Below are 24,700 nucleotides of genomic sequence, written 5' to 3'. Positions count from 1 at the left end.
CTGTTCCATAAAGTTCAGTACTGGCCAACACGTTCCGGCAGGACGGGGGTTGGGGGACATCCGTGTCAGATCGCGCGTCTGTATGCTCAATGACGGAGTTAACGCAATTGTTGGCCCGATATCCGTGTCACCGGGGATCGGGCGGTGTGGTTCTGCGGGGCGGACGTCACCGTCAAGGGCCTTCGTGAGGTTGGTCCGTGGAGAGGTTGTTCGCTGCCGCGGCCTCTCTGCGGCGGGCGTCGATGACATCGGCTCGGATGCGGTCCTCGATGGCGGCGGCTCGAGTGTTGGCGCCGATGGCCTCGTAGAAATCGCCCACCATGATCAAGGGGGTGTAAAGGCCTTTCAGCGCCTGGGCTTCGAGCCAGTCGTTGCCGAGCTCCTGGGAGATTGCGACGGCCCGGAAGAGGGCGTCGATGACCTCGTAGGCCCGGGCCACCGGCCCGTCGTCTTTACGCACGTGCAGCGCAAAGACGAAGCCGAGGTTGGTCAGCACCCGGGCTTCGTTAAAGCCGTCGCCCAGCTCGCGGTAGACGGCGGCGGCCCCGGTGAGCCTGCCCCGTCCTCGCCGCCGGGGTACGTATAGGCCATGCCGGTCAGCCCCGCGCGGAGGGCGTACCGGGACCGGGGTCGGTCGGCGGGGTGGTGGTGACGGAGATCCCGGAGAAGTCCCGGCCCTGCAGCACCGGCCCGTGGAAGGTACCTCCGCTGATCTCGCTGTGCACCTCGCCGTCGCCGGTGCGCACCAGCCTCGCCTGCTCGTGCCACCGCTCCAGGTCGGCGCGGAAGTCCGCGTCCACCGCAGCCCGCACCGCCAGCGCGGTACTCAGCACCTGCGCGCACGCCCGATCGGCCGGCGCCCGCTCCAGCTCCGCCAGCTCCACCTCCCCCATCGCGGAAGCATCCTCGGCGTCCTGGCCGCCCCGGACGGGCGCCGCACCAAAGTACTCAGCCCCGCCCACCCCTGCCGACCGATCTCACCGCCGGCGCCACCCGCCAACGCCGCCAGCAGCCCCACCGATACCGGATCCAGCCCGCACCACCCTCCCCACCTACACGCCGACCGGAATAGACACGCATACGAGGAACCACATTCCGGCCACACGGCAAACCCGAACTGCCGCCCACCACCACAGGCCACAAACCGTGGCTCCTGCACGCCTCGCGCCGCACGACGCCGGGGTGGCCCTCCTCCAGGTGAAGAGCTTTGGAGGAGAAGACAGCTCGATGGACTCCCCCGGGCGCGTGGTGCTCGACGTGACCCTCTGGAAGTAGGACTGACGGACGCCGACGAGGAGGCCCAGCCCCCTTCCCCGGGGCACACCGGCAGTGCCGGTCCCGCCTACGGGCCGAAGGATGTCGGGCCAGGGCGCCTCAGCGAGGGAAGCAGGCCGGAGTGTTCGACGTCAGCTCACATGTCCGGTTATCCCCGCTCGAAATCTTGTACCAGCGGAAGGCCGGCACGGTCTGGTAGGTCCCGTTGATGTTGTAAATCCGGTAGGTCGATTCAACCATCAGGGCGTCGGTGTCCCAGTTCGTCCCATTGATCTGATCGTCCGCACGACCGGACGGCAGCCAGTAGGTGCGGCACCAATAGGTGGTGCCGTTGGTGGCCGCGCACCGCTCTGGCAGGTTCGGTCCCGAGAATGTTGCGATCTTGACGGTGTAGCTCGAGGGAAGCCGGTTAGTGACGTCTCCGTCAAAGACACCGGCGGAGGCGGATTGCGCGGGTGCCACCACCGATGTTGTGACGGCCGCCCCCAGGGCGAGGGCCAGGACCAGGCGCAGACGTGTCGTGCCGTCAGCCCCGCTGGTGCGGACCGGCCGGCGTGTATTGCTCGGCCTGCTGCCAGCTCGCGGGGATGCCAAGCGCGGTGGGGGCGTCCGCGATCCCCGCGCCCAGGCGGGGGTCGGCGCCGGGCAGGGGCTGGCAGGCGGTGCGCAGCAGCAGGTACAGCAGGTCGGCGCGGGCCGCGGTCCGCGGCACCGCCTGGGTGCGCAGATGGTCGTGGTGGGCGAGCAGCAGCGCCGCCAGTCCGGTGACGTGGGCGGCGGCGATCGCCGTGCCGTCCACCGCGGCATAGCCGTCACCGAGTGCGGTGGCGATGACCGCCGTGCCGGGCGCGACCAGGTCCACTCCCGGACCGGTGGGGGTGAACGGGGCCGGGTAGGGGCCGGGCCACGGCGGCTGCACCCAGGTGAGCGGGCTGCTCACGGGATAGGTGCCGGTGTGCGCGATCGCCCCCACCGCCAGCACCCCCGGCAGGGTAGCCAGCTGAGTGAGGGGGCCGGCGGTGTCTCCCGCCGGGGCGATGACCGTGGTGCCGGCGGCGTGCGCATCGGCGAGTTTCCAGGCGGCCAGCTGGGACTGTACGGGATAGGCGAGGCTGATCTGGGCGATGTCGATGTCGTGGGTGATGCAGTAGTCGACCGCCTCGAGCAGGTCGCTGAGGTGCCCGCCGGGGAACAGCTTCAGCGCATGCACCTCGGCCTCCGCCGCGATCCCGGCGATGCCGGCGTTGTTGTCCGCCGCGGCGATGATGCCGGCGCACCACGTGCCGTGCCCGGTCACATCGAGGCCCCAGGTGCCGTTGCCGGCGCCGGTGAAGTCGTGCCCGTGCTGGACGGTGTCCTTCAAATCGGGGTGGGCGGTGTTCACCCCCGAATCGAGCAGCGCGATCTTGATGCCGTGGCCGCGGTAGGTCGGCGGGATCTGGTTGAGCCGCATTGCCTGTGCACCCCAGCCTGTGAGCGCCTTGCCGGGGAAGCCCTCGAAGGTGTCCGACAGGGCCTGCACCGTAACTACCGCCTCGCCGTTGTCGGCGGGTTGGGGGGTGCCGGTGCGGGCCGGCCAGTAGTCGGCCACCGGGCGGACGTAGAGCGCCTGGAGCGTTTCGGGGGTGTCTGCGGCCAGGGTCATGGTGACGCGTCCGTCCGGGCCGGTGACTCCGTGGACCGGGCCGCCGGTGCCGATGGCCCACACGTGCGCGCCGGCCACCGCGTCCCCGTCACTGCCCACCACCCGCAGGGTGAGATGTTCGGGCTCCTCCAGGGTGACCGCCAGCATCGGGTCCAGTACCGGCACCGGGCCGACACCCACCGGCGGGGTGGGGGTGTAGGAAAGCGGCTGGTCGATCTCCACGACCACCTGCGGGTTCCCGGCCAGGGCGCGGGCCCGCTCCTGGGGCATCTTCACGACCGCGACCGGGGGGCAGGCCGGGTGCGGATCCGCGATCGCCCCCAACCCGCGGGAACGGGACGGCCGCACCTGCGCCACGGGTTCCACATCGGGGTCCTCCTCCAGCAGCTTGAACAGCGCGGAGGCCTCAATCGGCGGCACCCCAACGGCAAGCAGCCCCAGCGGCCGGGGCGCCACCAGATAGCGGCCCCACCCCGCCCGCGCACCCCGACCCTGGTACCCCAGCGCCTGCGCCTCCCTGCCCATCCGTCCGGCTGGCTCACCTGCCCCGCCCGCAGCCGCCGCCGACTGCCCGGCCTCACCCGCCGCGCCCTGCGCACGCGGGGTCTTCCCGCCCTTGCCGTTGCCCGGCTTCACACCGTTGCCGCCCTGCTCACTCATTCAGCCAACCGCCATCTCAACGTAAAGCGTCGTCGTACGCCCCGGATCTTCAGTGGCTGGCCGGGGAGCGGGCGTCCATGAGCTCCCCGGCCAGCGAACCCGCCGCGCGTTTGCCTCGCCCCGCCGCGGCATCCGGCCAGGCAGGCCCGCCTTCCCACACGGGAGGGAGAACGAGCGCTACCCGGCCGGGTGTCTCACATGCCCAGAGGCGACAGCTGCCCGTACTGCGGCTGCTGCCCGAACATCCCCTGGCCCGGGAACTGGCCGAACTGGCCCTGCGGCTGCATGCCCGGGAACTGGCCGAACTGCTGCTGGCCCTGCTGGCCCTGGCCCTGCTGGCCCTGCTGGCCCTGCTGCACCAGCGTCAGGATCGCAATAGGCAGCGCCTGCTGCACGGACTGCTCCACAGCGCTCCGCACGCCCTGGAGCAGGGTGTGGTGCAGCGCGACAGCCAGGTACGGGTGCGCCTGGTGGGCCAAGCCCTGCTGCTGCAGCTGCTGCTGGACCTGCTGCAGCTGCTGCAGCGTCTGCTGCAGGCGCTGCGCCACCTGCTGGCTCGCCTGCTGGCAAGCCTGCTGGATCGACTGCTGGACCACCTGCGCGATCTGCTGCTGCGGCTGGCCGATCTGGCCCCAGGGCTGCTGCTGGCCGAACAGCTGCTGCTGGTTGTAGGGCTGCTGGGTCTGCGGCTGGCTGATCTGCTGGGGGGTGTAGACGGACATGCTGAACTCCTCCTTGAGCCTGGCGGATGCACACGATGAACGGCGCGCCGAGAAGCCCGGCCGCCGCCACCGAGCAGCAAACCACCAATCGACCAAGAACACATTCCGGGACATACCGCCAAGCGGGGAGCCGCGTAGTGGACGCGTTGACGATCGCGGCAGTCAGGGCATCCGCTCTGCTCACAGACGTGTCGACCAGACAGGAGGAGTGGGTGGCCGCAGCAGGCCGCCGGGCGCAGACTGGAACCATGAGCGTGGACCCCTCCTGAGGCGCTCATGACGTTCTGCCTCTGCTGGCCCCGATGCTCGCGGTGATCGGACCACCGCCCAGGCCGGAGACCGAGGCCGAGTACGCCCACGAAACACTCTTCGGCGGTGCCCGGGTCATCGCCCATCTGCCCGGGGACGGAAGCCTGCGGCTTCTGTCCCAGGCCGGGATGGACGTCACCGCCCAGTACCCCGAACTCGAGGCGCTGTCCGGCCTGCTGCCCGGACCACAGGCGGTCCTCGACGGAGAGATCATCACCCTCGACAGCGTGGGGCGGCCGTCGGTGGAGCGGTTGCAGCAACGGATGAGCCTGCACCACTCCGAGGCGGTCACCCACGCCCTGGAAGACCCGCCCGTCCGGCTGATGATCTACGACAGCCTCCACCTCGGCGAACCGACCGTGCAGCTTCCCCACACCGCCCGCCGCGACCTCCTCGACGACCTCCCTGACTGGTGCCGGCATCACGGTGCCCGCGGCCTGGCCCGCACTCGCCGCCCAGGCCATGGAACGGAGCGCCAGCGAGGGCTTCGACGGCGTCGTCGCCAACACCCAGCCCCTACCTGCCCAGCCGCCGCACCCGCGACTGGATCAAGATCAAGCACCTGGGGGCGTCGGGGAAGTAGCCCACGGGGTTTGCCGGCCCCATGACGCCGGTGGTGGATGGTCAGGTCGCGTCCCGGCCCGGCGGCGCCAGGCCGCCGGGCGGAACGTGAGTGCTCAGCGCGAGACCGTCTGCGCGTCGTGCTGCCACGACAGGATCCGGTCGTCGTACGGCTGGGCCGCATCAGGCCGGAAGACGATCGGCTTCGACTCCGCACGGCTGCGCCGCCTCGACCCGTTCGGGCCGAGGTTTCCCGCCCGGATGTTCCCGCGCAACGTGGCGTAGGCGTCCACGACCTTCTTCACCACCCGGACAGCCGGTTGGGCCGCAAGCCCGAACTCCGCCTTGAGTCGGGCATAGACCAGCTTTTGCAACTCGTTACGGGACGTGGCGCCGCGCTCGTACGCCACCACCCGCCACCTCGGGCGACGGCAACAGCTTCACCTGCACCACGACCTTCACCCCATCAACCTAACCGCCACCACTGGCAGCTACCGAAAGCACAGGTCACGACAGACACGGAGGAACTCCGCCGCTTCGCGGCTCCGCTCCAAGGACCCATTCCTCCCCGGCCTGAAGGCCGGGGCCTCCTGGGAGAAATCAGGTGAAGTCACGGCGGGAATCCAAGCCGCACCAGCGGCGACTGTGCGGTGCTCCGGGAGCGCGCCTCGAAGCTGTGTCCGCGCCGTCGTGAACCACAGGCCCGGATGGTTTGCGACCGATCCATTGACCAGGACCAACACCCCACTTACTCGTGACTGAGGCCGGCAGAGGAAGACCGGCGTCCTGGCGTCCACGCTCACCGCAAGGAAAGATTTTATTGGACGCTTAGAGTACGACGCGTAGGGTGGCGGCCTATGACTACTGAGAGCACCAAGGTCATCACCAACAACCCCGAAGAGGAGCAAGAAGAGACCACGGATTCTGTACAACCCGGGAAGTCCTCCCTCGACAAGGCCGCAGAGGAGAAGGGGGCGGACGTCGGCACCTACGACGACACGAATGACACCGACCCCCTGGACAACTCGGCCGGCATAGCCACCACCGGCGGTTTCGCGGCGGGTGCAGCCGCCGTCGTGAGCGCCGGGCTGGGGCTCTGTTCCCTCACCGGCACCCCCCTCAGCGACATGCTTCGCTCCCGCAAGGAGCTGATCGGCCAGATCGAGGCCAGCACCGGCGGTGGTGTCGACCAGATCGAGGCCTTCTACGGCGCCCCCTGGCACACTGCGGCCCTCTTGAACGGCATCTTCGCCCTGGCCGCCGTTGTCATCGGCGGGGTGCTGCTGGCCATGCACGCCGGGCGGGCCAGCACGCGCCCATGGGTGAAGGCCGTCGCCCTGGGCGGCGTCGTTCTCGGCGCGATCGGGCTGCTCATAGCCGGCGGCATGTACCTCGATCTGTTCGCAAGCACTCCCGAACTGCCCACTTCCCCACGTACCAACTGAGTCCACTGCTCCAGGGCTGCGCTCCATCGCCTGTGACGGGTAGTACGACCGGTCGAGCAAAGACAGTGACTGCGACCGGACGGCATTGACCTTGAACCTGGGCCTGTTGACTACGAGCCGGCCGGAGAGACGTGCTGCGTGCACAGGGGGCGACGACGAGCAGGGTATGGCACCTGCTGCCACAGACCTGGTGGGGGCCTTGTGAGGTGCTCCTGATGTGCTGTGCGCGGATTCCCGGGATCAGAGGACGAAGCAGGTGTCGAAGATCTCGGTGGGCTCTACGGGGGTGAATCCGCGCTGGGCGCACCACTGGCGGTGCTGCTCGGATTCGGCGACGGCCCGGCCGAGGAGTTCGGCCTGGCGGGCGCCGGAGATGCTGGGCTTGACGGTGGCCCGGTAGCCGCCGAAGTGGGCGACCGAGCTCCAATGTGGGCTGATCGCGGGGGCGCTCCTCGTCCAGGCCCTCGTACGCGCCGGCGGCGTGGACGATGCGGCCGCCTGCGAGGGTCGGCAGGGACTCGATGTGCGGGATGTCCTGCTCCGGCACGGTGAAGAAGTCGTCGGAGAGGACGGCCAGGTCGCCGTAGTAGCCCGGGGCGCAGGATGCCCTGCCGTTCCTCCTGGATCGGCGGGTCTTTGACCCGGGTGTCAGGGAGGCGGAGAGTCAATGACCCAGCCAAGCGCCGCAGTCGGGATTGGCGTGGGCTGGCCCACCGACGGCCCGGCCAACCGGCTGCAGTGCTGCCCACCCCGGCTGCAGTGCTGCCCACTCAGGCGCGGACGATCGCCAGCACTTCGTCTCGCAACCGGGCGACCACGTCCGCGTCCGCGGCCTCCACATTGAGCCGCAGCAGCGGTTCGGTGTTGGAGGGGCGCAGGTTGAACCACCAGTCGCCGGCGCTGATCGTCAGCCCGTCGAGCTCGTCGGCGACCGCTCCGTCCCGGTCGGCGAAGACCTCGCGCACGGCGGCGATCGCGCCCTCCTGGTCAGGGACGACGCTGTTGATCTCGCCCGAGGCCGCGTAGCGCTGGTACTCCGCCACCAGAGCGGACAACGGGCCCGGCTGGCCGCCGAGGGCGGCGATGACGTGCAGGGCCGCCAGCATGCCGGTGTCGGCGAACCAGAAGTCACGGAAGTAATAGTGCGCCGAGTGCTCACCGCCGAACACCGCGCCGGTGCGGGCCATTTCGGCCTTGATGAACGAGTGGCCCACCCGGGTGCGGACCGGGGTGCCGCCGTGTTCGCGGACCACGTCGGCCACCGCCCGCGAGGTGATCAGGTTGTGGATGACAGTACTTCCTGGACGGTCGTCCAGCAGCCGGGACGCGATCAGCGCGGTGATGGTGGACGGGGAGACCGGCTCTCCCCGCTCGTCGACCACGAAGCAGCGGTCGGCGTCGCCGTCGAAGGCCAGCCCGAGGTCCGCCCCGGTCTCCCGCACCTTCCGCTGCAGGTCGACGATGTTCTTCGGGTCGAGTGGATTGGCCTCGTGGTGGGGGAACGTGCCGTCCAGCTCGAAGTACATCGGGACCACGTCCACCGGCAGGTCGCGGAAGACCGCGGGCGTCGTGAGCCCGCCCATGCCGTTGCCCGCGTCCACCACAATCTTCAGTGGGCGGACGGACGAGAGGTCGACCAGCCCCAGGAGGTGGGCGGCATACTCCCCGAGTGTGTCCCGCTGCGTGACGGTACCGTGGCCAAGTCCGGCCTCTGGCTGCGGCTCGCCCGCGGACCAGCGCTCCACGAGCTCGCGGATCTCCCGCAGCCCGGTCTCCTCTCCCACCGGCGCCGCACCCGCACGGCACATCTTGATGCCGTTGTACTGGGCCGGATTGTGGCTGGCGGTGAACATCGCACCGGGCCGCTGCAGCTTTCCACTGGCGAAGTACAGCCCGTCGGTGGAGGTCAGGCCGATCGCGGTCACGTCGGCGCCGCGCTCGGCGGCGCCGTCCGCGAAGGCGCGCGCAAGGCCCGGGGAGCTGGGGCGCATGTCGTGCCCGATGACGATCGCGTCCGCACCGGTCACCTCGACGAAGGCCGCGCCGAACAGCCTGGCGAGGTTCTCGTCGAGCTGGTCGGGGACGGTGCCGCGGACGTCGTAGGCCTTCACCAGGCCGGAGAGGTCGACGCTGGGCCTGTCGTTCATTGGTTGCACTCCTTGAAGATCATCCAAACGGCCGTGTCCTGGGGGACCGTCCGTCCTTCCAGTGGCGCGCTGGACAGCAGCACCTGGGCATCGTCCTTGAGCGGCAGAGGCTCGGTGCCGAAGTTGACCACGCAGCGCAGCCCCGCACCGCGTTCGAAGCCGAACCACTCGCCGCTGTCGGGACCGTCCAGCTTCAGGGCGGCATCCGAGGCCGGGTGGCCGCGCCGTAGCCCCAGCGCCCTTCGGTACAGCGCGAGCATGGAGTCGCCGTCATCCTCCTGGGCCCGGGCGGTGAGCCCGGCCCAGTCGGCGGGCTGGGGGAACCAGCAGTCCTGCGGGGCGGCGGTGCTGAAGCCGTACGGGGCGGCGTCGCCCTCCCAGGGCAGCGGCACCCGGCAGCCGTCCCGCCCACGCTCCCGGTGTCCCGAGCGCTCCCACAGCGGGTCGCGCAGCCGGTCGTCGGGGAGTTCGACCTGCGGCAGCCCGAGCTCCTCGCCCTGGTAGACGTAGGCCGCTCCCGGCAGCGCAAGCATCAGCAGCGCCGCGGCCCGGGCACGCCGCTCACCGGCCCGGCCGCCGCCGTAGCGGGTGACCGGCCGAACTGCGTCATGGCTGGAGAGCACCCAGGTGACCGGGGCTCCCACCACCTGCATGGAGGCGACGGACTGCTCGACCACCTCGCGCATCGCCGCCCCGTCCCACGGGCACTCAAGGAAGGCAAAGTTGAAGGTCTGCTGCATTTCGCCGGGACTCACGTACCGGCCCAGCCGCTCACGGTCGAAGATTGCGGCCTCGGCAACCATCACCCGTTCCCCCGGGGGCACCGAACCGGCGGGCGCCGGATGGCTGTCCAGCAGGGCGCGCCAGTCGCGGAACAGCGGGTGCAGTTCATCCTGGTCGTAGTAGGGCATCAGGTGGTTGCGATGGATGTCCTTGTGCTGGCCGGGGCCCGCGTCGGGCAGGCCGTCTGCCTTGAACAGCGTGTGGGCGACATCCACCCGGAAACCGTCGACGCCTCGGTCCAACCAGTGCTTCAGGATCCGCTCGAAGTCGGCGACCACCTCGGGGTCGCGCCAGTTCAGGTCGGGCTGCTCCGGCGCGTGCAGGTGCAGGTACCACTCGGTCCGGCGACCGTCCCGTGCGGTGACCCTGGTCCAGGCGGGGCCGCCGAACGCCGACTGCCAGTCGTTCGGGGGCCGTTCACCGTCGTCGCCGCGGCCCGGCCGGAAGATGTAGCGCTCTCTGGCCCGCGAGCCCGGCTCGGCGGCGACTGCCTCCCGGAACCACGGGTGTCGGTCGGAGGTGTGGTTGGGGACCAGGTCCACCAGAACCTTGATGCCCAGCGCGTGGGCCCGCTGCACCAGGGCGCCGAAGTCGGCCGGGGTACCGAGGTCGGGTGCGACACCGGTGTGGTCGGCGATGTCGTAGCCGCCGTCCGCCAGCGGCGAGGGGTAGAACGGCGTGATCCACACTGCGTCCACGCCGAGGCGCCGCAGGTGGTCCAGCCGTGCCGTGGCACCGGGCAGGTCCCCGACGCCGTCCCCGTCGCCGTCGGCGAAGGAGCGCGGGTAGATCTCGTAGCACACCGCGTCCCGCCACCACGGAACGTCCGGCGCACCGGCGCCGCCGGTGCCCGGCCCGGCAAGGGCCGGGCCGGGGACGGGGGTAACGCCGCCGGGGAGTCGGTGCGCGGTCACCCGGACCCCTCCCCGCCCGACCGAGCCGGGACGATGACGGGCAGGGTGCGACCGGTCTGCGCGGAGCGGGTTGCCGCTTCCGCCACCGCGACGGCGGCCAGTCCAGCGCGGGCGTCGGCCACCGGGGTACCGCCGTGCGCCGCGCAGTGCAGCAGATCGGTGAAGGCGGCGCGCACGCTCTCGGCGTAGACGTAGGGCTTGCGCGGCTCGCCTCCCAGGTCCACGACGACGTCGACCCGGTGCGGGACACTGCGCCGGATGCCGCGGCCGGAGGCCGGAGGGTCCGAGCCGGCGTCACGGGACACCGACACCGTGATCCGCTCGTCCCCGTACGGACGCAGCCCGGGTACCGCCAGGAGGTCGCCGGCCCGCTCTGGCAGCTGCTCCCAGCGGGCGGCCCCCGTCTCGTCGGTCCATGCGGTGAGGGTCGCGTAGGTCGGTATCCAGCCGGTGACCCGGGCTTCGGCGAAGCCGTAGTCCAGGCGCATCAGCTGCCGCTCCGCACGGTGGGCGTGGGTGAAGGAGTGCGTGTGGGTGGCCACGGCCCCGCCGGGATGAACGGCGGTGGCCACCACGATGTCCACCGGCCGGCCGGCCGCCCCCACCGCGGTGCCCTGCACCTCGACGGGGTCGCTGCCCATCAGGGCGCTCGCCGCGTCGAAGAAGTGCACGCCGTGTTCGACGTGGATGCCGCCGCTGTGCGCCGGGTCCCAGAACCAGTGGTCCGGGCCCAGGTCCTCGTCGGAGGCGTCGTTCTCGAAGGCGAACCGCCGCAGCGGGTCCAGCAGGCCCTCCGCGCCGAGCCGCTGGAGCAGCCGCAGGATCGGGTTGTAGCGCAGCACGTGGTCGACGACGAGCACGCCGGGTGCCCGGTCGGCATCCTCCTTGACGCGCGCGGCGTCGGCGAGGGTCACGGCGATGGGCTTCTCGCAGAAGACGTGCTTGCCCGCGCGCAGAGCGGCCACGGCCGCGTCCGCGTGGGCGCCCGGCGGGGTGGCCAGGGCCACCACGTCGACACCCGGGAATGCGATGGCCTCCTCGACGGTCGTGAGGACCGCCGCGCCGTGCCGCTCGGCCAGGGCGCGGGCGCGGTCACCGTCCGGGTCGGCGCATGCGAGGACCCGCAGACCGGGGATGTCGCGCACCGCGTCCAGCACATAGGCGCCGAAGCCGCCGCAGCCGATCAGCGCCAGCCCGAAGCCCGTCCCGGGTACGGCGGTCACTCGGCCCGGTCCAGGCGGGCCACGCCGATGTGGGCGTCGGCCATGCCGTAGAAGACGTACCGCACGCCGTCGATCTCCTCGATGGCGGTCGGGAACACCACGTTGGGCACGGTGCCGGAGCGCTCCTCCTCGGTCTCCGGAGCCATCAGCGGCTCGGTGGTACGCGAGAGCACCGTGGCCGGGTCCGCGGGGTCGAGGATCATCGCGCCGGCCGCGTAGCTGACCGTCTGCACCTGGGCGAAAGGGTCCTCGATATGGCCGGAGACACCGTGGTGGATGAGCAGCCACCCCTCCTCGACCCGGATCGGGGCGGGGCCGGCACCGATCTTGAGCTCCTCCCAGGGGTGCTCGGAGAGCGCGACCAGGCGGTGGTGGCGCGGCCGGGTCAGCGCGCGGATGTCGTGCTTGACCTCGTCGACCGGGACATAAGAGATCCAGATGCCCGGACGCTCGTCGGTCACGCCCGCGGGCAGGTGCACGCCCTCACCCGGACGGAACCAGCCCAGGTCCCACATCGGGCGGTGCAGCATGGCGAAGTACAGTTCGCCGTCCGGGCCCGGCACGGGCTCGGGGAAGTGCACGACGTCCTTGTTGGGGAAGAGGTTGAGGTCGGTGTCCAGGTCGGCCTGGTACTCGAACTGGATCGGGCCGAGGCGCTCCCAGTTCACCAGGTCCTCGGAGACGGCGAGCGCCGGCTTGGGGCCGAGCGGGCCGTACGCCACGTAGGACATCACGTGCCGGCCGAGGGCCTCGATCCAGGTGATGCGGGGGTCCTCCACGCCGGCGTTGTTCTTCCCGCGCTCCCAGCCCGCGTCGGGGGCGAGGACCACGCCGCGGCGCTCGACACCGGTGGGCATGCCGTTCTCGACGACGACCTCGGCGAGCCCGACGCGGGAGACGTTGCCCTCCGCGACCAGGCGCGGCAGCAGGTGCAGCGTCCCGTCCGGCGTCCGGCCGGAGGCGGGGTTGAGCACGCCCTCGACCTCATTGGCCTCGCCGTCCAGGGGGGACATGACGACGCCGACCCTGGTGAGGCGATAGCGGATCGGGTTGGTGGTGCTGTGGGTCACAGGGTTCAGCCCTTCGTGGCGGAATCGATGTCAGTGGAGGAGAAGCGGCTCTGGAAGGCGATGTAGAGCGCCACCGCGGGAGCCGCCAGCACACACGCCCCGGCCAGGATGGCGCCGAACGGGTTGGCGGCGGCCGAGGAGACGGTGCTGATGTAGTTGGCCAGGGAGACGGCCAGTGGCTGCATGTCCTGCTGCTTGGTCACCAGGAACGGCCAGAGGAACTCGTTCCACGGCCCGGTGAAGCTCAGCAGCACCACCGAGACGAGGGCGGGCCGGCAGAGCGGCACCGCGATGCGGAACAGGATCTGCAGCTCCGACGCCCCGTCCATGCGGGCCGCCTCGAACATGGCGGGCGGCAGTTGCAGGAAGAACTGCCGGAAGATGAAGACGGCGCTGGTGTTGATCGCGAACGGCAGGATCATGCCCAGGTACGAGTCTGCCAGGCCGTAGTTGCGGACGATCAGCACGTACAGCGGGATCATCAGCAGCTGGAAGGGGACGACCTGCACCAGCAACACCAGGGCGAAGGTGGAGCTCCGGCCCCGGAAGTGCAGGCGCGCCAGTGCGTAGCCGGCGAGGAGGCCGAAGAAGGTGGTGCAGATGATGACACCACCGGTGAAGATCCCGGAGTTCACCAGCGAGCGCCCCAGCGAGATGGCTGAGTTGATTGCGGCGTAGTTGTGCAGGCTCAGGTTGCCCGGGTTGGGGAAGGCCCCCGTCGGGCTGGAGTCGGGCTCCGTCTGCAGGGAGCCGATGATCATGTAGTAGAAGGGGAAGAGGAAAGCGAACGCTCCGATGAGCAGCGCGATCTTCGACCAGATCGACCCGGACGCCGGTCCCGCGGTATCCGCCTTGCGCCGGTGCTTCGGCCCGGACGAGGCTGTGACGTCGGCGTTCATCTCAGTCCCTCTCTATGAAGCGCCGGTAGGCGAGTGATACGGCCGTGATCAGCACGACGAGGATCACGCCGATGGCGGCGGCCTCGTCGGGGTGCCCCTGCTGCAGACCCCGCTGGTACATCAGCAGGACGGGCGAGGTGGTGGCACCGTCGGGCCCGCCACCGCTGGTGAGCAGGTAGGGCTCGGTGAACAGGTTGGCCCCTGTGACGGTGGCCAGGACCAGGACCAGGAGCGTGGCGGGACGCACCGCGGGAATCGTGATCGACCGGAACATCCGGAACTTCCCCGCTCCGTCGAGTGCTGCCGACTCGTACAGCTCGTTGGGCACGTTCTGCAGTGCCGTCAGGTACAGCACCACGAAGAAGCCCAGTTGCTTCCAGGCGACGAAGACCGCGACGGTCGGCATCGCCAGATGGGAGTTCACCAGCCACGAGGGGTCCGGTGCGAGCGGTCCGAGGGCCTGGTTCACCAGTCCGTTGGTGTTGAACAGGAAGATCCACACGCCCACGACCGCGACGCTGGCCGTGACATAGGGGATGTAGTAGGCCGTCCGGAAGAACGAACGGAAACGCAGCTTCCTGTTGAGTGCGCTGGCGAGGAGCAGCGAGGACACCACGGTCAGTGGCACGTTGATGACGAGGAATACGGCGATGTTGAGGAAGGAACGCCACACCTCGGGATCGGAGAGCACCGTGGTGTAGTTGTCAAACCCCACGAAGGGCCGGTCCACCTGTGCACCGGGGGCAGTGAAGAAGTAGTCGTGGAAGGACAACCACACGGCGAAGCCGAGCGGATACACGAAGACCGCGGCCAGGTAGATCAGGTACGGCGAGACGAACAGCATGCCGATGGGCTGGTGTCCGCCGAGCCGCAGCCGCCAGAGCTGTCTCCGCTCCGTTGTGCCCCTCCCGGCCCCGGGCTTGCCGCGCCCGGGGCCGTGGGTGTCATGGTGTGTAGAGGACATGGCCGCGGATCACTGGCCCTCTGCCATCTTGTCGACCTTGCCGGCCGCTTCCTTCAGGGTGCCGGTGAGGTCCCCCTTGCCGAAGATGACGGACTTGGTGTACGCGTCGCGGAACGTCTGCCAAATTTCGACCGAGTTCGGCACGTTCGGGGACTCGATCGTGTGGGCGGCCTGCTCTGCGAAGACCTCGTACTCCTTGTGCGCGGAGAAGTAGGACGGGAAGGCGGCCGTCAGGTCCGTGCGCATCGGCATCTGGCCGGTCGCCTCGAGGAGCTTGCCGTCCTGCTCCTTGCCGGTGGCGAACTTCATGACGTCCCAGGCGGTCCCCCGGTTGTTGCAGGAGGTGTACATGCCGATGGACTTCTCGTCGCTGAAGGTGCCCTTGGCGGCCGCACCGTCGGCCGTCGGCACCGGGACGGCGCCCCACTCCACCTTGTCGCCGTAGACGGCGACCGCCCACGGACCGACGATGGCCATCGCGGACTTGCCCTCACCGAAGGCGTCGCCGTTGAACATCTCCTTGGGGACCAGGCCCTCGGAATACATGGTCTTCCACAGCTCGGCGGCCTTGATGCCCTCGGGCGAGGCGAATTGGGCCTTGCCGTCCTCGACCAACTGCTTGCCGGTCTGGGCCGCGAACAGCGGGTAGAAGTCGAACCAGGACTGGTAGAACTCGGAGGTCGGCGCGGGCCAGATGGCGGCCTTGGCGCCGCTGCTCTCCACCAGCTTGCGCGAGGTCTTCAGGAAGTCCTGGTAGCTCGCCAGCTTGGGGTTCTCGGCGTCCAGCCCGGCCTTCTTGAAGAGCTCCTTGTTGTAGAAGATCATCACCGGGTTGCTCTTCCACGGCATCTGGTAGTACTTGCCGTCCGGGGACGCGTACTGGGTGAGCCGGTCGCCGACACGGGACTCCAGGTACTGCTTGGCGTCGGGGAACTCGTCGAGCGCGACCAGCCCGCCCTGCTTCTGGAAGCCGGGCACGGCCGCCGGTGCGGTGTTGAGGACCAGGCACGGCGCGTTACCCGCAGTGATCGCCGCGCCGATGACCTCCTCGGAGCTCTTGCCGGCGGGTATCTCCTGCGCCGTCACCTTCTCATCGGGGTGGGCGGCGTTCCAGGCGGCCACCATGCTTTTTCCCCAAGCGACTTCCTGCGCGTTGTTGGAGTACCAGATCGTGATGGGTCCACGGGCGTCGTTGGAGGCGCTACCGGAGCCCGATCCGCCGCCGCACGCGGCGAGCGTCAGGGCGGCCACGGGCAGCAATGCGATAAGAGCCTTCTTCATTGGAGGTTCCGTTCTCACTGGGTGGGATCAGTTGGCAGTGCCGACGTCGCTGGGCTTGCGTCGGCCGCGTTTCTCAAGGAGGGAAAGTCTGGGTACCACCGTCGCCGGCGGTCATCGGCCCCCACGGGTGGGTGCGGGGCCGGTCGAGCCGCGCAGTACCAGCGTGGCCGGGTCCAGTTCGACGTCTGCGGTGGTGCCCTGTTCGATGACCTCCACGAGCGCCAGCGCGGCGGCCCTGCCCCAACTGGCCGGGTTGGCGCGGCAGGTCGTCAGCGGCGGGCGGGTCCAGGAGGCGAGGGGCACGTCATCGAAACCGACCATCGAGAGGTCGTCGGGAAGCAGCAGACCGGCCTCCTGGGCGACGGCTATTCCGGCAGTGGCCGACAGGTCATTGGCGTACACGATGGCAGTGGGCGGAGTGGCCCGGGCGAGAAGCACCTGGGTCGCCCGGGCTCCGCCCTCGGCGGTGAAGCCTCCGGGCAGTACCGGCCCGGACGGCAGACCCGCTTCGGCGAGCGCGTCGGCCCACGCCTGACGGCGGCGCCGAGCGTGCACGAACTCTTCCGGGCCGGCCACGTACGCGATGTCGCGGTGACCCAGTTCCACCAGGTGGTGCACGGCGTGGCGGACCGCCGGGCGGTCGTCCAGATTCACCGTCGGCAGATGGGAGCCACCCTCGACGGCGCCCACCACGACCGCGGGCAGACCCAGTTCGTCCACCAGCGCCGGCCGGAGATCGTCCACGCGCAGGTCCGTGAGGAACACGCCGTCGACCCGCCGGTCGGCCGCCAGCCGGCGGTAGGTCTCCATTTCGTCTCCGGGGCGGCTGATCTGCAGCATCAGGCCGTCCCCGGTCTCCGAGATCACCGACTCGATGCCCGCCATGAACGCCGGAAAGAACGGATCGGTGCCGATGAGGTCGGGTTCGCGGGTCAGGACGAGCCCCACGGCCCGTGCCCGGCCGGTGGACAGCGCCCGCGCACTGCGGCTCGGGGTCCAACCCAGTTCCTCGGCGGCCGCGCGGACGCGCTCCTGCGTGGCGCGGGCCACACCGGGTCGGTCGTTGAGGACGAAGGAAACAGTCGCGCGGGACACCCCGGCCAACTGCGCCACATCCGCAATCGTGAGACGACGGGCCATGCGCGACTCCAGTTTCTGTCGACGGAAGAACCTGCGACTGCTCCCCGGTTCGACGGCGTCCCGGCACGTGGGAGAAGCGCTTGTACAGCACTGCCTTCCGTACCGGAGCGGGATGCCCCCAGGCCATGGCGCCGCTGGTGGCGAACAGATGACCAGGACTTGAACCGGTTTAAACGAAGCTTGAACTCAATCTGGCAGCGAGTCAAGCGCCGCTTCACTGTTGCAGTTTTGACGCTATATGCCGATTTGTCAGGTTTTATGGACGCCGTCCCGCATGAGCCCGCGGGGCGCCCGTGTCTGGCGCAAACCCCACTCCGCACCTGCGCCACCCGATGCGCCTTGGCACGGGCGCGCCGCGGCTCGGCGGTGTTCAGGCGGCTCACACCGCCCGTGAACGGGGGTACCACGGCCAAGTCCCGGCGTGCGGTACGGCAGTCTCTGGCCATCAGAGCCTGCCGGGCCGGTGGTCGGCGGCGGCTGCCGGTTGATGACGTTGATGAGGTGAGAGGAATTCACGACGGAGGTGAGGAATATCCGGGCGTCGAGCTGGTCCTCGTCGTCGTGCTGGGCGGTATTCGCCCGGCCCTCGCCCGAGACATCGGCGGACGCGTCGGCGATGCGGGTGCGTGCCCTGTTCCGTCAGTTGCGCAGTTCCAGGGCGGCGCGCTCAGCACCGGTGAAGAGGTTGGCTCCCGCCGGATTGCGATCAGGCGAAGGCCGACCGAGCTCTCCCCGGCGCGCGCAGCCTCCTTGGTGTGCCCATCTATGGATAAGTCACAGCCTTTGATGTGGCTGGCGCCGCACTTCATCAGTTCCTGTGTCGTGTTCAGCGGCCTAAAGTTCGACACCACCTTGCCCGCTGAATCGATGTGCCTCTGGAATGTGGCCGCGAAGGAGTTGCCGAAGTGATTGAGACGGGCATCAAAGCGATCTCCTGTTCCCGTGATGGGGATTACACACCATTGACAAAACAGCTCGGCAAGATGTGACAGGGAGACGAGTGAGTTTGCGTTTCTTGGCTGTGAGTCTACTGATGGGTCGTCCAGTGCGCGGCCGCCGCGGCCCAGATCACCGGGTGGAGTTCGGACGGCGCGAACCCTGGGACTCCGGACTCCGCGGCGGCCTCGGTCTCGTTGATCATCATGTACAGGCGGCCCCGGAACCATCGCCGCGTGCGGACATCCTGAGGCGCGATGAGTGCTCCGTACCGCGGAGCGGCGCACACCGAGTTGGCGCGCGCGGCGCTCCTGGCGGATGAGGACCTTCCGCTGCTACTCCTGTCGAACGGCGGGCGCCGAGGCGGTGGCGTCTATTGCATACAGTATTCTGGTCTGCTCATGCGACTGACGAAGTCCACAGACCTGGCACTCCCCATGATCATGCGGTTGGCGGTAACCGGTACGGAACTCACCACCGGACGGCGGTGCCGGGCATGACGATTTATGGCGATGACACGACAATAAGGCAGATTCTCACCGCTGCCGGAGACACCTGGGCCGTGGTGGGCCTGTCCGACAACCCCGAACGGGCCGCTTACCGCGTGGCCGAGAAGCTGCAGCGCATCGGCAAGAGAGTCGTGCCCGTGCACCCAAAGGCCGAGACGGTGCACGGTGAGCAGGGCTACGCTTCCCTCGCGGAAATCCCTTTCCCGGTGGATGTGGTGGACGTGTTCGTCAACTCCGACCTCGCCGGAGGCATCGCCGACCAGGCTGTGGCGATCGGCGCCAAGGCGGTCTGGTTCCAGCTGGGCGTCATGGACCAGGCCGCCTACGACAGGACTCGCGAGGCCGGCCTGCTCATGGTGATGAACCTTTCCCCGGGACGGGAGATACCCCGGCTGGGGCTGGGCTGACGCTCCCCAGCCTGTGGGGGCTCGAAATGTCGTCGTTGCAGGTCACGCGGCGTATCGATCCTCGTTGACGATGCCGCCGAAAACCCTGGTGCGGAGCAGGCTTCGGTCGTCGAGGTCGTGCACGATTGCGTGCTGCTCGGTCGCACTGGGCGGTAGCTGTTGCCGGGATCGGTGCAGCCGGTGTCCGTTGTAGTGGTGGCTGCGCCACCGGGAACGGATGGCGCGTCTACGGACCACCGCGGCCGATCCCCGGCCTGGCACCGCGAAATGATCACCGCGAGCAGTCCGGCTGACAGCGCGAGCCCGACATCTGTGCTGCCGGAACGACGAACTCACGGACCCTGCAACCAGGCCAGCGCCTGCGCCGCAAACCGATGGAGCCCTGAGAGATCATGAGCGAATGACCCGCCTACTGACTCGAAGTGACTTGCAGGCCGTGCTGGAGCCGGTGTCTTGCATAGCTGCGCTGCGCGACGGCTTCCGCGCCGCCCTCTCCCCGATAGCCGGGCAACGGATACGTACTGACCTGCCATTTCCCGGAACGGCCACGGCTCTGATCCCTGGGCTACTGCCTGGCATCGAGGCGTACACCGTGAAGGTCAACGCCAAATTCCCGGGAGCCCGACCAGCTCTGCGCGGAGTTGTCTGCCTTCACAGCGGTCACAACGGTGAGCTCCTCGCGCTGATGGATTCCGCCACCATCACCGCATGGCGCACTGGCCTGGCTGCGGCCCTGGGAACCCACCTTCTCGCCGGCCCCGCACCTACGGAAGGCTCAGTACTCGGAGTGATCGGCGCAGGCGCACAGGCCGAGCTCATGGTGCGTGGCCTGAGTACCCTGCGACGGCATCGCGAGATCGTCGTTCACGACTCAGATCCGGATCGCGCCAACGCCTTCGCCTCACACCACAACGGCCGCCTCCTGACATCTGCCACACAGGTCACCGCGGCCGCTGACATCGTCCTGCTCGCCACCTGGTCACGCTCACCGCTGCTCCGGCTGGCGGATACGCGGCCAGGGCAGCACGTCACAAGCCTGGGAGCCGACGAACCCGGCAAACAGGAACTCTCTGCCGACTTGCTGGAATCTGCACTCCTGGTCGTCGACGACCGAGAACTCGCCGCGACCATGGGCGCTCTGTCGGCCGCCGGCCTTGCAGCCTCGGCTGCTCAGGCCACACTCAGCGAGGTTCTGCGTGGCGACCATCCAGGACGTACCAGCGCGACGGACCGCTCCGTCTACGCCCCTGTCGGACTTCCCTGGCAAGACCTTGCTCTGGCGTGGGTTGCCTACCAGCAGGCAGAACAGCATGACATTGGACAGAAGATCGACCTGCTCTCCTGACGCCTACACGGCCAGAGTCGAACATCAGGTGCGCCAGAGCCGGCATGCAACGACACCGATATCCTCCCCGAAACACAACGTCGGCGTGACAACGACCAGCACACCCACCACCAGCCGACACAGGCCACGCGGAGCAGCACTGGGCGCGGGATTCCACCTCCACGCCCACGCCACGATGGGCACAACCCACGCCAGACACCACGTCTTGCATGCGATCGCTTAGCTGATCAGAGACGCTTCAACACGATCTAGCACGGAACCCGGGGGCGTCACGCCCGGGAGGAAGCGCTTCTCTCGATTGTCCTGGCCCGTGCAGGATCACGGGTCTGCACCGTTGTCCTTGGCCAGGACGCTTCTGGTTCTCGATGTACTCCTTGATGACGGCGAGGGGTGCGCCGCCGCAGGAGGCAGCGAAGTAGGACGGGGACCAGAAGTGTTCGCCCCACAGGTACTTGCGGATGTGTGCGGGGACTCCTGGCGGAGCCTGCGGGCGGAGACGCCCTTGAGGCTGCCTACCAGCCGGGACAAAGCGACCTTCGGCGGGTAGTGCACGAGCAGATGGACGTGATCGGTCTCACCGGATAACCGGAGGAGGCCCCGGCCTTCAGGCAGGGGAGGAATTCGGCTTCCCGCGTAGCGGGGCAGAGGTAGCCGAATCGCCGCCGGGCGATTCGGCGTCCACCACGGAAGCGCTGAGGGCGACCTCGATGAAGTGCAGGATCTCAGCGTTGAGGGACCGCCGGTCCGCAGTCGCCCGGACGACGAGACGGGCATGAAGGTCTTCGGTCATTCGTAGGTTCAGCTTGATCATGAGACAACTGTAGGGCCATGATGGGGCCATGACGACGATGCAGACAGCCGAGGACGCCGGGTATGCCCGGTGGACGTTCCGGCTTCGCGTGTCGTCCACGGCCTACACCGCCTTGATGCGCGAGTGGGACCGGTGCCGCTGGGTCTGGAACGAGTGCGTTGCCAAGTCCAAGACCATCCATCTGCACAACAAGGCCACCGGCGAGAAGCGGACGTGCGGTCCGGCGCAGCTCGACAAGATGCTGACTGAGGCCCGCACCAAGGCCCCGTGGCTCCGCGAAGGCTCCAGCGTCCCGCAGCAGCAGCTCATACGCGACTTCGGCAAGTCCCGCGCCAAGGCGCAGAAAGACATCAAAGACCGGCTGCCCATGCACCGCCGGGCCGGGATGCCGAAGTACAAGAAGAAGCGCGGAGCGCTGCCGAGCCTCAACTACACCAAGCGTGGGTTCCGTCTCAAGGACGGACGGCTGCACCTGGCGGGCGGCATCGCCCTGACCATGGTGTGGTCGCGGAACTTGCCTGCTCACCCGTCGTCGGTGCGTGTCTATCAGGACAGTCTCGGGCACTGGTACTGCTCGTTCGTTGTTCCCGCCGAGGTGCAGCCGCTTGCGGAGACCGGCCGTGTGATCGGCGTGGACTGGGGCGTGAAGGAGATCGCGACCACCACGTCCGACGCGCACGACTTGCCGCACGCCGAGTACGGCAAGAAGGGCGCCGCGAAGCTGACCCGCTACCAGCGGATGATGTCCCGCCGTGAACCGGCGAAGGGCCAGCGCGGGTCGAAGGGCTACAAGGCGGCGAAGAAGCAGGTCGCGAAGCTGCACAAGAAGGTCGCACGCCAGCGGCAGGACACTGCCCGCAAGTGGGCCAAGCGCGTGGTCCGCGACCACGACGCGCTTGCGGTCGAGGACTTCAAGCCGAAGTTCCTCGCGAAATCCACCATGGCCAGGAAAGCCGCCGACGCCGCCATCGGCGCAACCAAGACGGCCCTGATCGAGATGGGCCGCAAGCACGGACGCACCGTGCACCTGGTACACCCCGCGCACACCACGATGGACTGCGCGCACTGCGATGCGAGAGCCAAGCACGCACTGCCGCTGGGGATGCGCACCTACACCTGCACGCGATGCGGAGTCTCCTCTCCGAGAGACAAGAACTCCGCCCGCGTGATGCTCATCCGGGCTGGTCTCAACCCGGCTGGTGCTGAGGGCGGAAGACTCGGCGGGACGCTGTCCCGTCAAGCAGCCTGAGCCAGAAATCCCCACATCAACCCTGGAGGGTGAGGAATCCCCTCCCTTCAGGGAGGGGAGGATTCAAGTATCCGGCGTAGTTCCGTCGGCGTAGAGGTAAACAACCGCCGAATGGGTCGCCTGATACGAGCTTATCGTGACGGTGAGCTGAGGCGCTGCCGCGGCGGTGCCCGCACCAGTGCTGAGGGAGAGACCGACCGTCACGGCGGTCGCCGCCAGCAGGGTGGCTATCCGGTTCCTCATGTTGGCCATCAAAGTCCTTCCGCATCAGAGCGATGAAAGTAGGGCGTGATCTTAGACCCCCGTGGTCACCGTGACGACACCTGCCCCCGCCGGAGGTACTGGTCTTCTCCGCGCACGAGCAGTGACTCAAACCGGGAACGGCTGGACGGCTCCGCCCTCCGCCCTCCTCATGGGGAAAGGTGACCGGGAGGGTGGGGAATTACGTGACGCCCAACCCGCGCGGCATGGGAAATACTTGATCGTCGACAACCAGCAGACGGTGTCGATCTGGACCACCGCCGGGCGCATCAAGAACGTCCGGTTCGCCTGTTCCCCGGACGCACTCAAGACCCTTCAGCAGCACCGAAAAGGCGAATCCGACCTCATCGAACGCGACGGTGCCTTCTACCTGATCGCCGTCTGCGAAGTACCCGAGGCCGAGCAGTACGAGCCGGCCGCCTTCATCGGCGTGGACCTCGGCATCGCCGACATCGCCACCACATCCACCGGCTACCAGGCCGGGGGGCGCGGCCTGAGCCGGCACCGCAAGCGGCAGCTCGACCTGCGGCGCAAGCTCCAGAAGAAGGGCACCAAGTCCGCCAAGCGACGACTCAAGGCCCGTGCCTGCAAAGAGCTGCGGCACGCCAAGAACACCAACCACGTCATCGCCAAGACGATCGTGACCGAGGCTGAACGCACCTCGGCTGGGATCTCCCTGGAAGAACTCAAGGGAATCCGGCAGAGGGTACGGCTCCGCAAGCCCCAACGGGTCGCACTCCACTCCTGGGCCTTCGCCCAGCTCGGGGACTTCATCGTCTACAAAGCCAAGCCGGCCGGCGTGCCCGTGGTCTTCGTCGATCCCGCCTACACCTCGCAGCAGTGCTGCGAGTGCGGCCACATCGACAAGAAGAACCGGGCAAGCCAGGCCCTGTTCACCTGCCGGAACTGCGGGGTCGTTGCCCACGCAGACCGGAATGCCTCCCGCAACATCGCCCGCAAGGGCGAGGCTGCGTGGACTGCGGGGCGTGAGTCACACGTCCCTGCCACCCCATAGGGGTGTCTGGACGGAGGAGTCCACCCAGCAGCCAGCTGGGCACTACCTCCAAGCCTGGCCCTATAGGGCCAGGTCAAGTTGACTTCGGCACTGCCATGACGAGGGCGAAGCGGGCGGCCGGGTCGGTCCACCAGTGGCGGACGGTGAAGCCGCCCTCCTTGAGTTCGGCGGTGAGAGCGTCGCGGCGGAACTTGCACGACAGTTCGGTGCGCAGGTCCTCGCCTGCGGCCAAGTCGAGGGTGAGATCAAGGTCGGGGATCTTGACGGTCTGGGCGGTGCGGGAGCGCAGCCTCATCTCGATGCGCTCGAATTCGGGATTCCACAGAGCGATGTGATCGAAGAGGTCGGGGTCGAAGTCGGCGCCGAGCTCGCGGTTGAGGACGTGCAGCACGTTCTTGTTGAAGTCGGCGGTGACGCCGGCCGCGTCGTCATAGGCACGGACCAGGATCTCGGGGTCTTTGACGAGGTCGGCGCCGAGCAGAAGTACGTCGTCGCTGCTCAGCGCGTGCGCCAGGGTCCGGTAGAAGGTGCCGCGCTGCTCGGCGTCGAAGTTGCCGATGGTGCTGCCGAGGAATGCCAGCAGGCGCGGGCCGGGTTCGTCGGACAGAGCGAGGCCGGTTTCGAAGTCGGCCACGGTGGCGGAGACGGTGAGCCCCGGGTAGTCGCGGCGGATGGCGCGGCCTGCCTCTTCCAGGGCGGAGGCGCTGACGTCCAGGGGCGCGTAGCGGCGCAGGGTGCCAGTGGCGGTGAGGGCATCGAGCAGCAGCCTGGTCTTGCGGGAGGAGCCGGAGCCCAGCTCGATCAGGGTGGCGGCCCGGGTCAGTGCGGCGATCTCCGGGGCACGGCGGGTGAGAATTTCCTGTTCGACCCGAGTGGGGTAGTACTCCGGCAGCCGAGTGATCTGCTCGAACAGCTCGCTGCCCCGCTTGTCGTAGAACCACTTGGGCGGCAGTGTGCGCGGCGCACTGCTCAGGCCCTCGCGCGCGTCGGCATGGAGCCTCGAGGTGAAGTAGTCGGCGGGCAGCTGGTCGTCGAGGATGAAATCGCCGTCGGTCATCAGCTGTGATTCCTTGTGGTGCGGGCGTGGGGTGTGCAGTGGGAGGATCCGGACGCTGGCCGTGGTGGCCAG

22 protein-coding genes and 3 pseudogenes are annotated in these 24,700 nt (G+C 68.7%); 8 read left to right on the top strand and 17 right to left on the bottom strand.

Annotation, left to right across the window (positions count from 1 at the left end; translation table 11 throughout):
• Positions 1-172: 172 nt before the first annotated feature.
• Positions 173-496 carry a hypothetical protein gene (locus ACWCP0_RS37840; protein ID WP_451083277.1) on the bottom strand — a complete coding sequence of 108 codons (324 nt, stop codon included), beginning with the start codon at positions 494-496 and terminating at the stop codon, positions 173-175.
• Positions 497-596: 100 nt separating this feature from the next.
• Complete coding sequence (locus ACWCP0_RS37835) at positions 597-893, bottom strand: hypothetical protein (protein WP_451083276.1); 297 nt, start codon at positions 891-893, stop codon at positions 597-599.
• Positions 894-1,146: 253 nt separating this feature from the next.
• Between ACWCP0_RS37835 and ACWCP0_RS37830 the strand changes: the two genes are divergently transcribed.
• Entirely contained in the window at positions 1,147-1,275 is a 129-nt protein-coding gene (locus ACWCP0_RS37830) for a hypothetical protein (RefSeq protein ID WP_451083275.1), read from the top strand.
• Between the two features lie 99 nt (positions 1,276-1,374).
• Here the strand turns inward: ACWCP0_RS37830 and ACWCP0_RS37825 are convergent, their stop codons facing one another.
• The 3 genes from ACWCP0_RS37825 to ACWCP0_RS37815 form a co-directional block, all read right to left on the bottom strand.
• Positions 1,375-1,737, bottom strand: a complete 363-nt coding sequence (locus ACWCP0_RS37825) for a hypothetical protein (RefSeq protein WP_451083274.1) — start codon at positions 1,735-1,737, stop codon at positions 1,375-1,377.
• A 64-nt stretch (positions 1,738-1,801) separates the two neighbouring features.
• Positions 1,802-3,580 (bottom strand): S8 family serine peptidase, encoded by a 1,779-nt coding sequence (locus ACWCP0_RS37820; protein WP_451083273.1) that lies wholly within the window; start codon positions 3,578-3,580, stop codon positions 1,802-1,804.
• 194 nt (positions 3,581-3,774) lie between these two features.
• Positions 3,775-4,302, bottom strand: coding sequence for a hypothetical protein (locus tag ACWCP0_RS37815; protein ID WP_451083272.1), 528 nt, complete (start codon positions 4,300-4,302; stop codon positions 3,775-3,777).
• A gap of 302 nt (positions 4,303-4,604) precedes the next feature.
• Here ACWCP0_RS37815 and ACWCP0_RS37810 point away from each other — a divergent pair, with 302 nt between their 5' ends.
• Complete coding sequence (locus ACWCP0_RS37810) at positions 4,605-5,219, top strand: ATP-dependent DNA ligase (protein WP_451083271.1); 615 nt, start codon at positions 4,605-4,607, stop codon at positions 5,217-5,219.
• Positions 5,220-5,294: 75 nt separating this feature from the next.
• On the opposite strand, the pseudogene ACWCP0_RS37805 reads toward ACWCP0_RS37810, so the two are convergent.
• Positions 5,295-5,607 (bottom strand): annotated as a pseudogene (locus ACWCP0_RS37805) (RNA-guided endonuclease TnpB family protein); the annotation flags it as partial.
• Positions 5,608-6,029: 422 nt separating this feature from the next.
• On the opposite strand from ACWCP0_RS37805, the gene ACWCP0_RS37800 reads away from it, so the two are divergent.
• Positions 6,030-6,617: a hypothetical protein gene (locus tag ACWCP0_RS37800; RefSeq protein ID WP_451083270.1), complete on the top strand. Its 588-nt coding sequence runs from the start codon at positions 6,030-6,032 to the stop codon at positions 6,615-6,617.
• Positions 6,618-7,387: 770 nt separating this feature from the next.
• Here the strand turns inward: ACWCP0_RS37800 and ACWCP0_RS37795 are convergent.
• From ACWCP0_RS37795 to ACWCP0_RS37760, 8 genes are all read right to left on the bottom strand, one after another.
• A complete protein-coding gene (locus ACWCP0_RS37795) occupies positions 7,388-8,764 on the bottom strand; it encodes a phosphomannomutase/phosphoglucomutase (protein ID WP_451083269.1) in 1,377 nt (458 codons plus the stop codon).
• The gene (locus ACWCP0_RS37790) at positions 8,761-10,350 is read right to left on the bottom strand and encodes a glycoside hydrolase family 13 protein (protein WP_451083285.1); all 1,590 of its coding nucleotides are present in this window, start codon (positions 10,348-10,350) and stop codon (positions 8,761-8,763) included. Before ACWCP0_RS37790 ends, ACWCP0_RS37795 begins: the two co-directional genes overlap by 4 nt.
• Before the next feature lie 107 nt (positions 10,351-10,457).
• Entirely contained in the window at positions 10,458-11,684 is a 1,227-nt protein-coding gene (locus ACWCP0_RS37785) for a Gfo/Idh/MocA family protein (RefSeq protein WP_451083268.1), read from the bottom strand.
• The gene (locus ACWCP0_RS37780; RefSeq protein ID WP_451083267.1) at positions 11,681-12,754 is read right to left on the bottom strand and encodes a glycoside hydrolase family 130 protein; all 1,074 of its coding nucleotides are present in this window, start codon (positions 12,752-12,754) and stop codon (positions 11,681-11,683) included. Before ACWCP0_RS37780 ends, ACWCP0_RS37785 begins: the two co-directional genes overlap by 4 nt.
• 5 nt (positions 12,755-12,759) lie before the next feature.
• A complete protein-coding gene (locus tag ACWCP0_RS37775) occupies positions 12,760-13,653 on the bottom strand; it encodes a carbohydrate ABC transporter permease (protein ID WP_351231295.1) in 894 nt (297 codons plus the stop codon).
• Position 13,654: 1 nt separating this feature from the next.
• Entirely contained in the window at positions 13,655-14,617 is a 963-nt protein-coding gene (locus tag ACWCP0_RS37770; RefSeq protein WP_451083266.1) for a carbohydrate ABC transporter permease, read from the bottom strand.
• A 9-nt stretch (positions 14,618-14,626) separates the two neighbouring features.
• Entirely contained in the window at positions 14,627-15,898 is a 1,272-nt protein-coding gene (locus tag ACWCP0_RS37765; protein WP_451083265.1) for an extracellular solute-binding protein, read from the bottom strand.
• Between the two features lie 111 nt (positions 15,899-16,009).
• Positions 16,010-17,038: a LacI family DNA-binding transcriptional regulator gene (locus ACWCP0_RS37760; protein WP_451083264.1), complete on the bottom strand. Its 1,029-nt coding sequence runs from the start codon at positions 17,036-17,038 to the stop codon at positions 16,010-16,012.
• A 501-nt stretch (positions 17,039-17,539) separates the two neighbouring features.
• On the opposite strand from ACWCP0_RS37760, the gene ACWCP0_RS37755 reads away from it, so the two are divergent.
• The 3 genes from ACWCP0_RS37755 (at position 17,540) to ACWCP0_RS37745 (ending at position 20,235) form a co-directional block, all read left to right on the top strand.
• The gene (locus ACWCP0_RS37755) at positions 17,540-17,947 is read left to right on the top strand and encodes a hypothetical protein (RefSeq protein WP_451083263.1); all 408 of its coding nucleotides are present in this window, start codon (positions 17,540-17,542) and stop codon (positions 17,945-17,947) included.
• Positions 17,948-18,476: 529 nt separating this feature from the next.
• On the top strand, positions 18,477-18,890 hold the full coding sequence (locus ACWCP0_RS37750) for a CoA-binding protein (RefSeq protein ID WP_451083284.1): 414 nt from the start codon (positions 18,477-18,479) through the stop codon (positions 18,888-18,890).
• 400 nt (positions 18,891-19,290) lie between these two features.
• On the top strand, positions 19,291-20,235 hold the full coding sequence (locus ACWCP0_RS37745; RefSeq protein WP_451083262.1) for an ornithine cyclodeaminase family protein: 945 nt from the start codon (positions 19,291-19,293) through the stop codon (positions 20,233-20,235).
• 346 nt (positions 20,236-20,581) lie between these two features.
• Here ACWCP0_RS37745 and tnpA read toward each other — a convergent pair.
• Both tnpA and ACWCP0_RS37735 read right to left on the bottom strand, forming a co-directional pair.
• Positions 20,582-20,829 (bottom strand): annotated as a pseudogene (gene tnpA / locus ACWCP0_RS37740) (IS200/IS605 family transposase); the annotation flags it as partial.
• A 10-nt stretch (positions 20,830-20,839) separates the two neighbouring features.
• Positions 20,840-21,046: a toxin-antitoxin system HicB family antitoxin gene (locus ACWCP0_RS37735; RefSeq protein WP_451083261.1), complete on the bottom strand. Its 207-nt coding sequence runs from the start codon at positions 21,044-21,046 to the stop codon at positions 20,840-20,842.
• 28 nt (positions 21,047-21,074) lie between these two features.
• On the opposite strand from ACWCP0_RS37735, the gene ACWCP0_RS37730 reads away from it, so the two are divergent.
• Together ACWCP0_RS37730 and ACWCP0_RS37725 are read left to right on the top strand one after the other, a co-directional pair.
• Entirely contained in the window at positions 21,075-22,295 is a 1,221-nt protein-coding gene (locus ACWCP0_RS37730; RefSeq protein WP_451083260.1) for an RNA-guided endonuclease InsQ/TnpB family protein, read from the top strand.
• A gap of 496 nt (positions 22,296-22,791) precedes the next feature.
• Positions 22,792-23,571 (top strand): annotated as a pseudogene (locus ACWCP0_RS37725) (RNA-guided endonuclease InsQ/TnpB family protein); the annotation flags it as partial.
• 73 nt (positions 23,572-23,644) lie between these two features.
• On the opposite strand, the gene egtD reads toward ACWCP0_RS37725, so the two are convergent.
• Positions 23,645-24,628: an L-histidine N(alpha)-methyltransferase gene (gene egtD / locus ACWCP0_RS37720; protein WP_451083283.1), complete on the bottom strand. Its 984-nt coding sequence runs from the start codon at positions 24,626-24,628 to the stop codon at positions 23,645-23,647.
• Positions 24,629-24,700 lie beyond the last annotated feature (72 nt).

The organism is Streptomyces sp. NPDC001970, assembly GCF_053594115.1.
This window is presented reverse-complemented; position numbering and strand designations above follow the sequence as displayed.

What these genes read in the sequence shown, in the direction of transcription:
- ACWCP0_RS37730 (WP_451083260.1), top strand. Translation starts at nt 21,075, where the DNA reads ATGACGACGATGCAGACAGCCGAGGACGCCGGGTATGCCCGGTGGACG.
- egtD (WP_451083283.1), bottom strand. Translation starts at nt 24,628, where the DNA reads ATGACCGACGGCGATTTCATCCTCGACGACCAGCTGCCCGCCGACTAC.
- ACWCP0_RS37775 (WP_351231295.1), bottom strand. Translation starts at nt 13,653, where the DNA reads ATGAACGCCGACGTCACAGCCTCGTCCGGGCCGAAGCACCGGCGCAAG.
- ACWCP0_RS37815 (WP_451083272.1), bottom strand. Translation starts at nt 4,302, where the DNA reads ATGTCCGTCTACACCCCCCAGCAGATCAGCCAGCCGCAGACCCAGCAG.
- ACWCP0_RS37835 (WP_451083276.1), bottom strand. Translation starts at nt 893, where the DNA reads ATGGGGGAGGTGGAGCTGGCGGAGCTGGAGCGGGCGCCGGCCGATCGG.
- ACWCP0_RS37770 (WP_451083266.1), bottom strand. Translation starts at nt 14,617, where the DNA reads ATGTCCTCTACACACCATGACACCCACGGCCCCGGGCGCGGCAAGCCC.
- ACWCP0_RS37800 (WP_451083270.1), top strand. Translation starts at nt 6,030, where the DNA reads ATGACTACTGAGAGCACCAAGGTCATCACCAACAACCCCGAAGAGGAG.
- ACWCP0_RS37795 (WP_451083269.1), bottom strand. Translation starts at nt 8,764, where the DNA reads ATGAACGACAGGCCCAGCGTCGACCTCTCCGGCCTGGTGAAGGCCTAC.
- ACWCP0_RS37760 (WP_451083264.1), bottom strand. Translation starts at nt 17,038, where the DNA reads ATGGCCCGTCGTCTCACGATTGCGGATGTGGCGCAGTTGGCCGGGGTG.
- ACWCP0_RS37735 (WP_451083261.1), bottom strand. Translation starts at nt 21,046, where the DNA reads ATGATCAAGCTGAACCTACGAATGACCGAAGACCTTCATGCCCGTCTC.
- ACWCP0_RS37745 (WP_451083262.1), top strand. Translation starts at nt 19,291, where the DNA reads ATGACCCGCCTACTGACTCGAAGTGACTTGCAGGCCGTGCTGGAGCCG.
- ACWCP0_RS37820 (WP_451083273.1), bottom strand. Translation starts at nt 3,580, where the DNA reads ATGAGTGAGCAGGGCGGCAACGGTGTGAAGCCGGGCAACGGCAAGGGC.
- ACWCP0_RS37765 (WP_451083265.1), bottom strand. Translation starts at nt 15,898, where the DNA reads ATGAAGAAGGCTCTTATCGCATTGCTGCCCGTGGCCGCCCTGACGCTC.
- ACWCP0_RS37810 (WP_451083271.1), top strand. Translation starts at nt 4,605, where the DNA reads ATGCTCGCGGTGATCGGACCACCGCCCAGGCCGGAGACCGAGGCCGAG.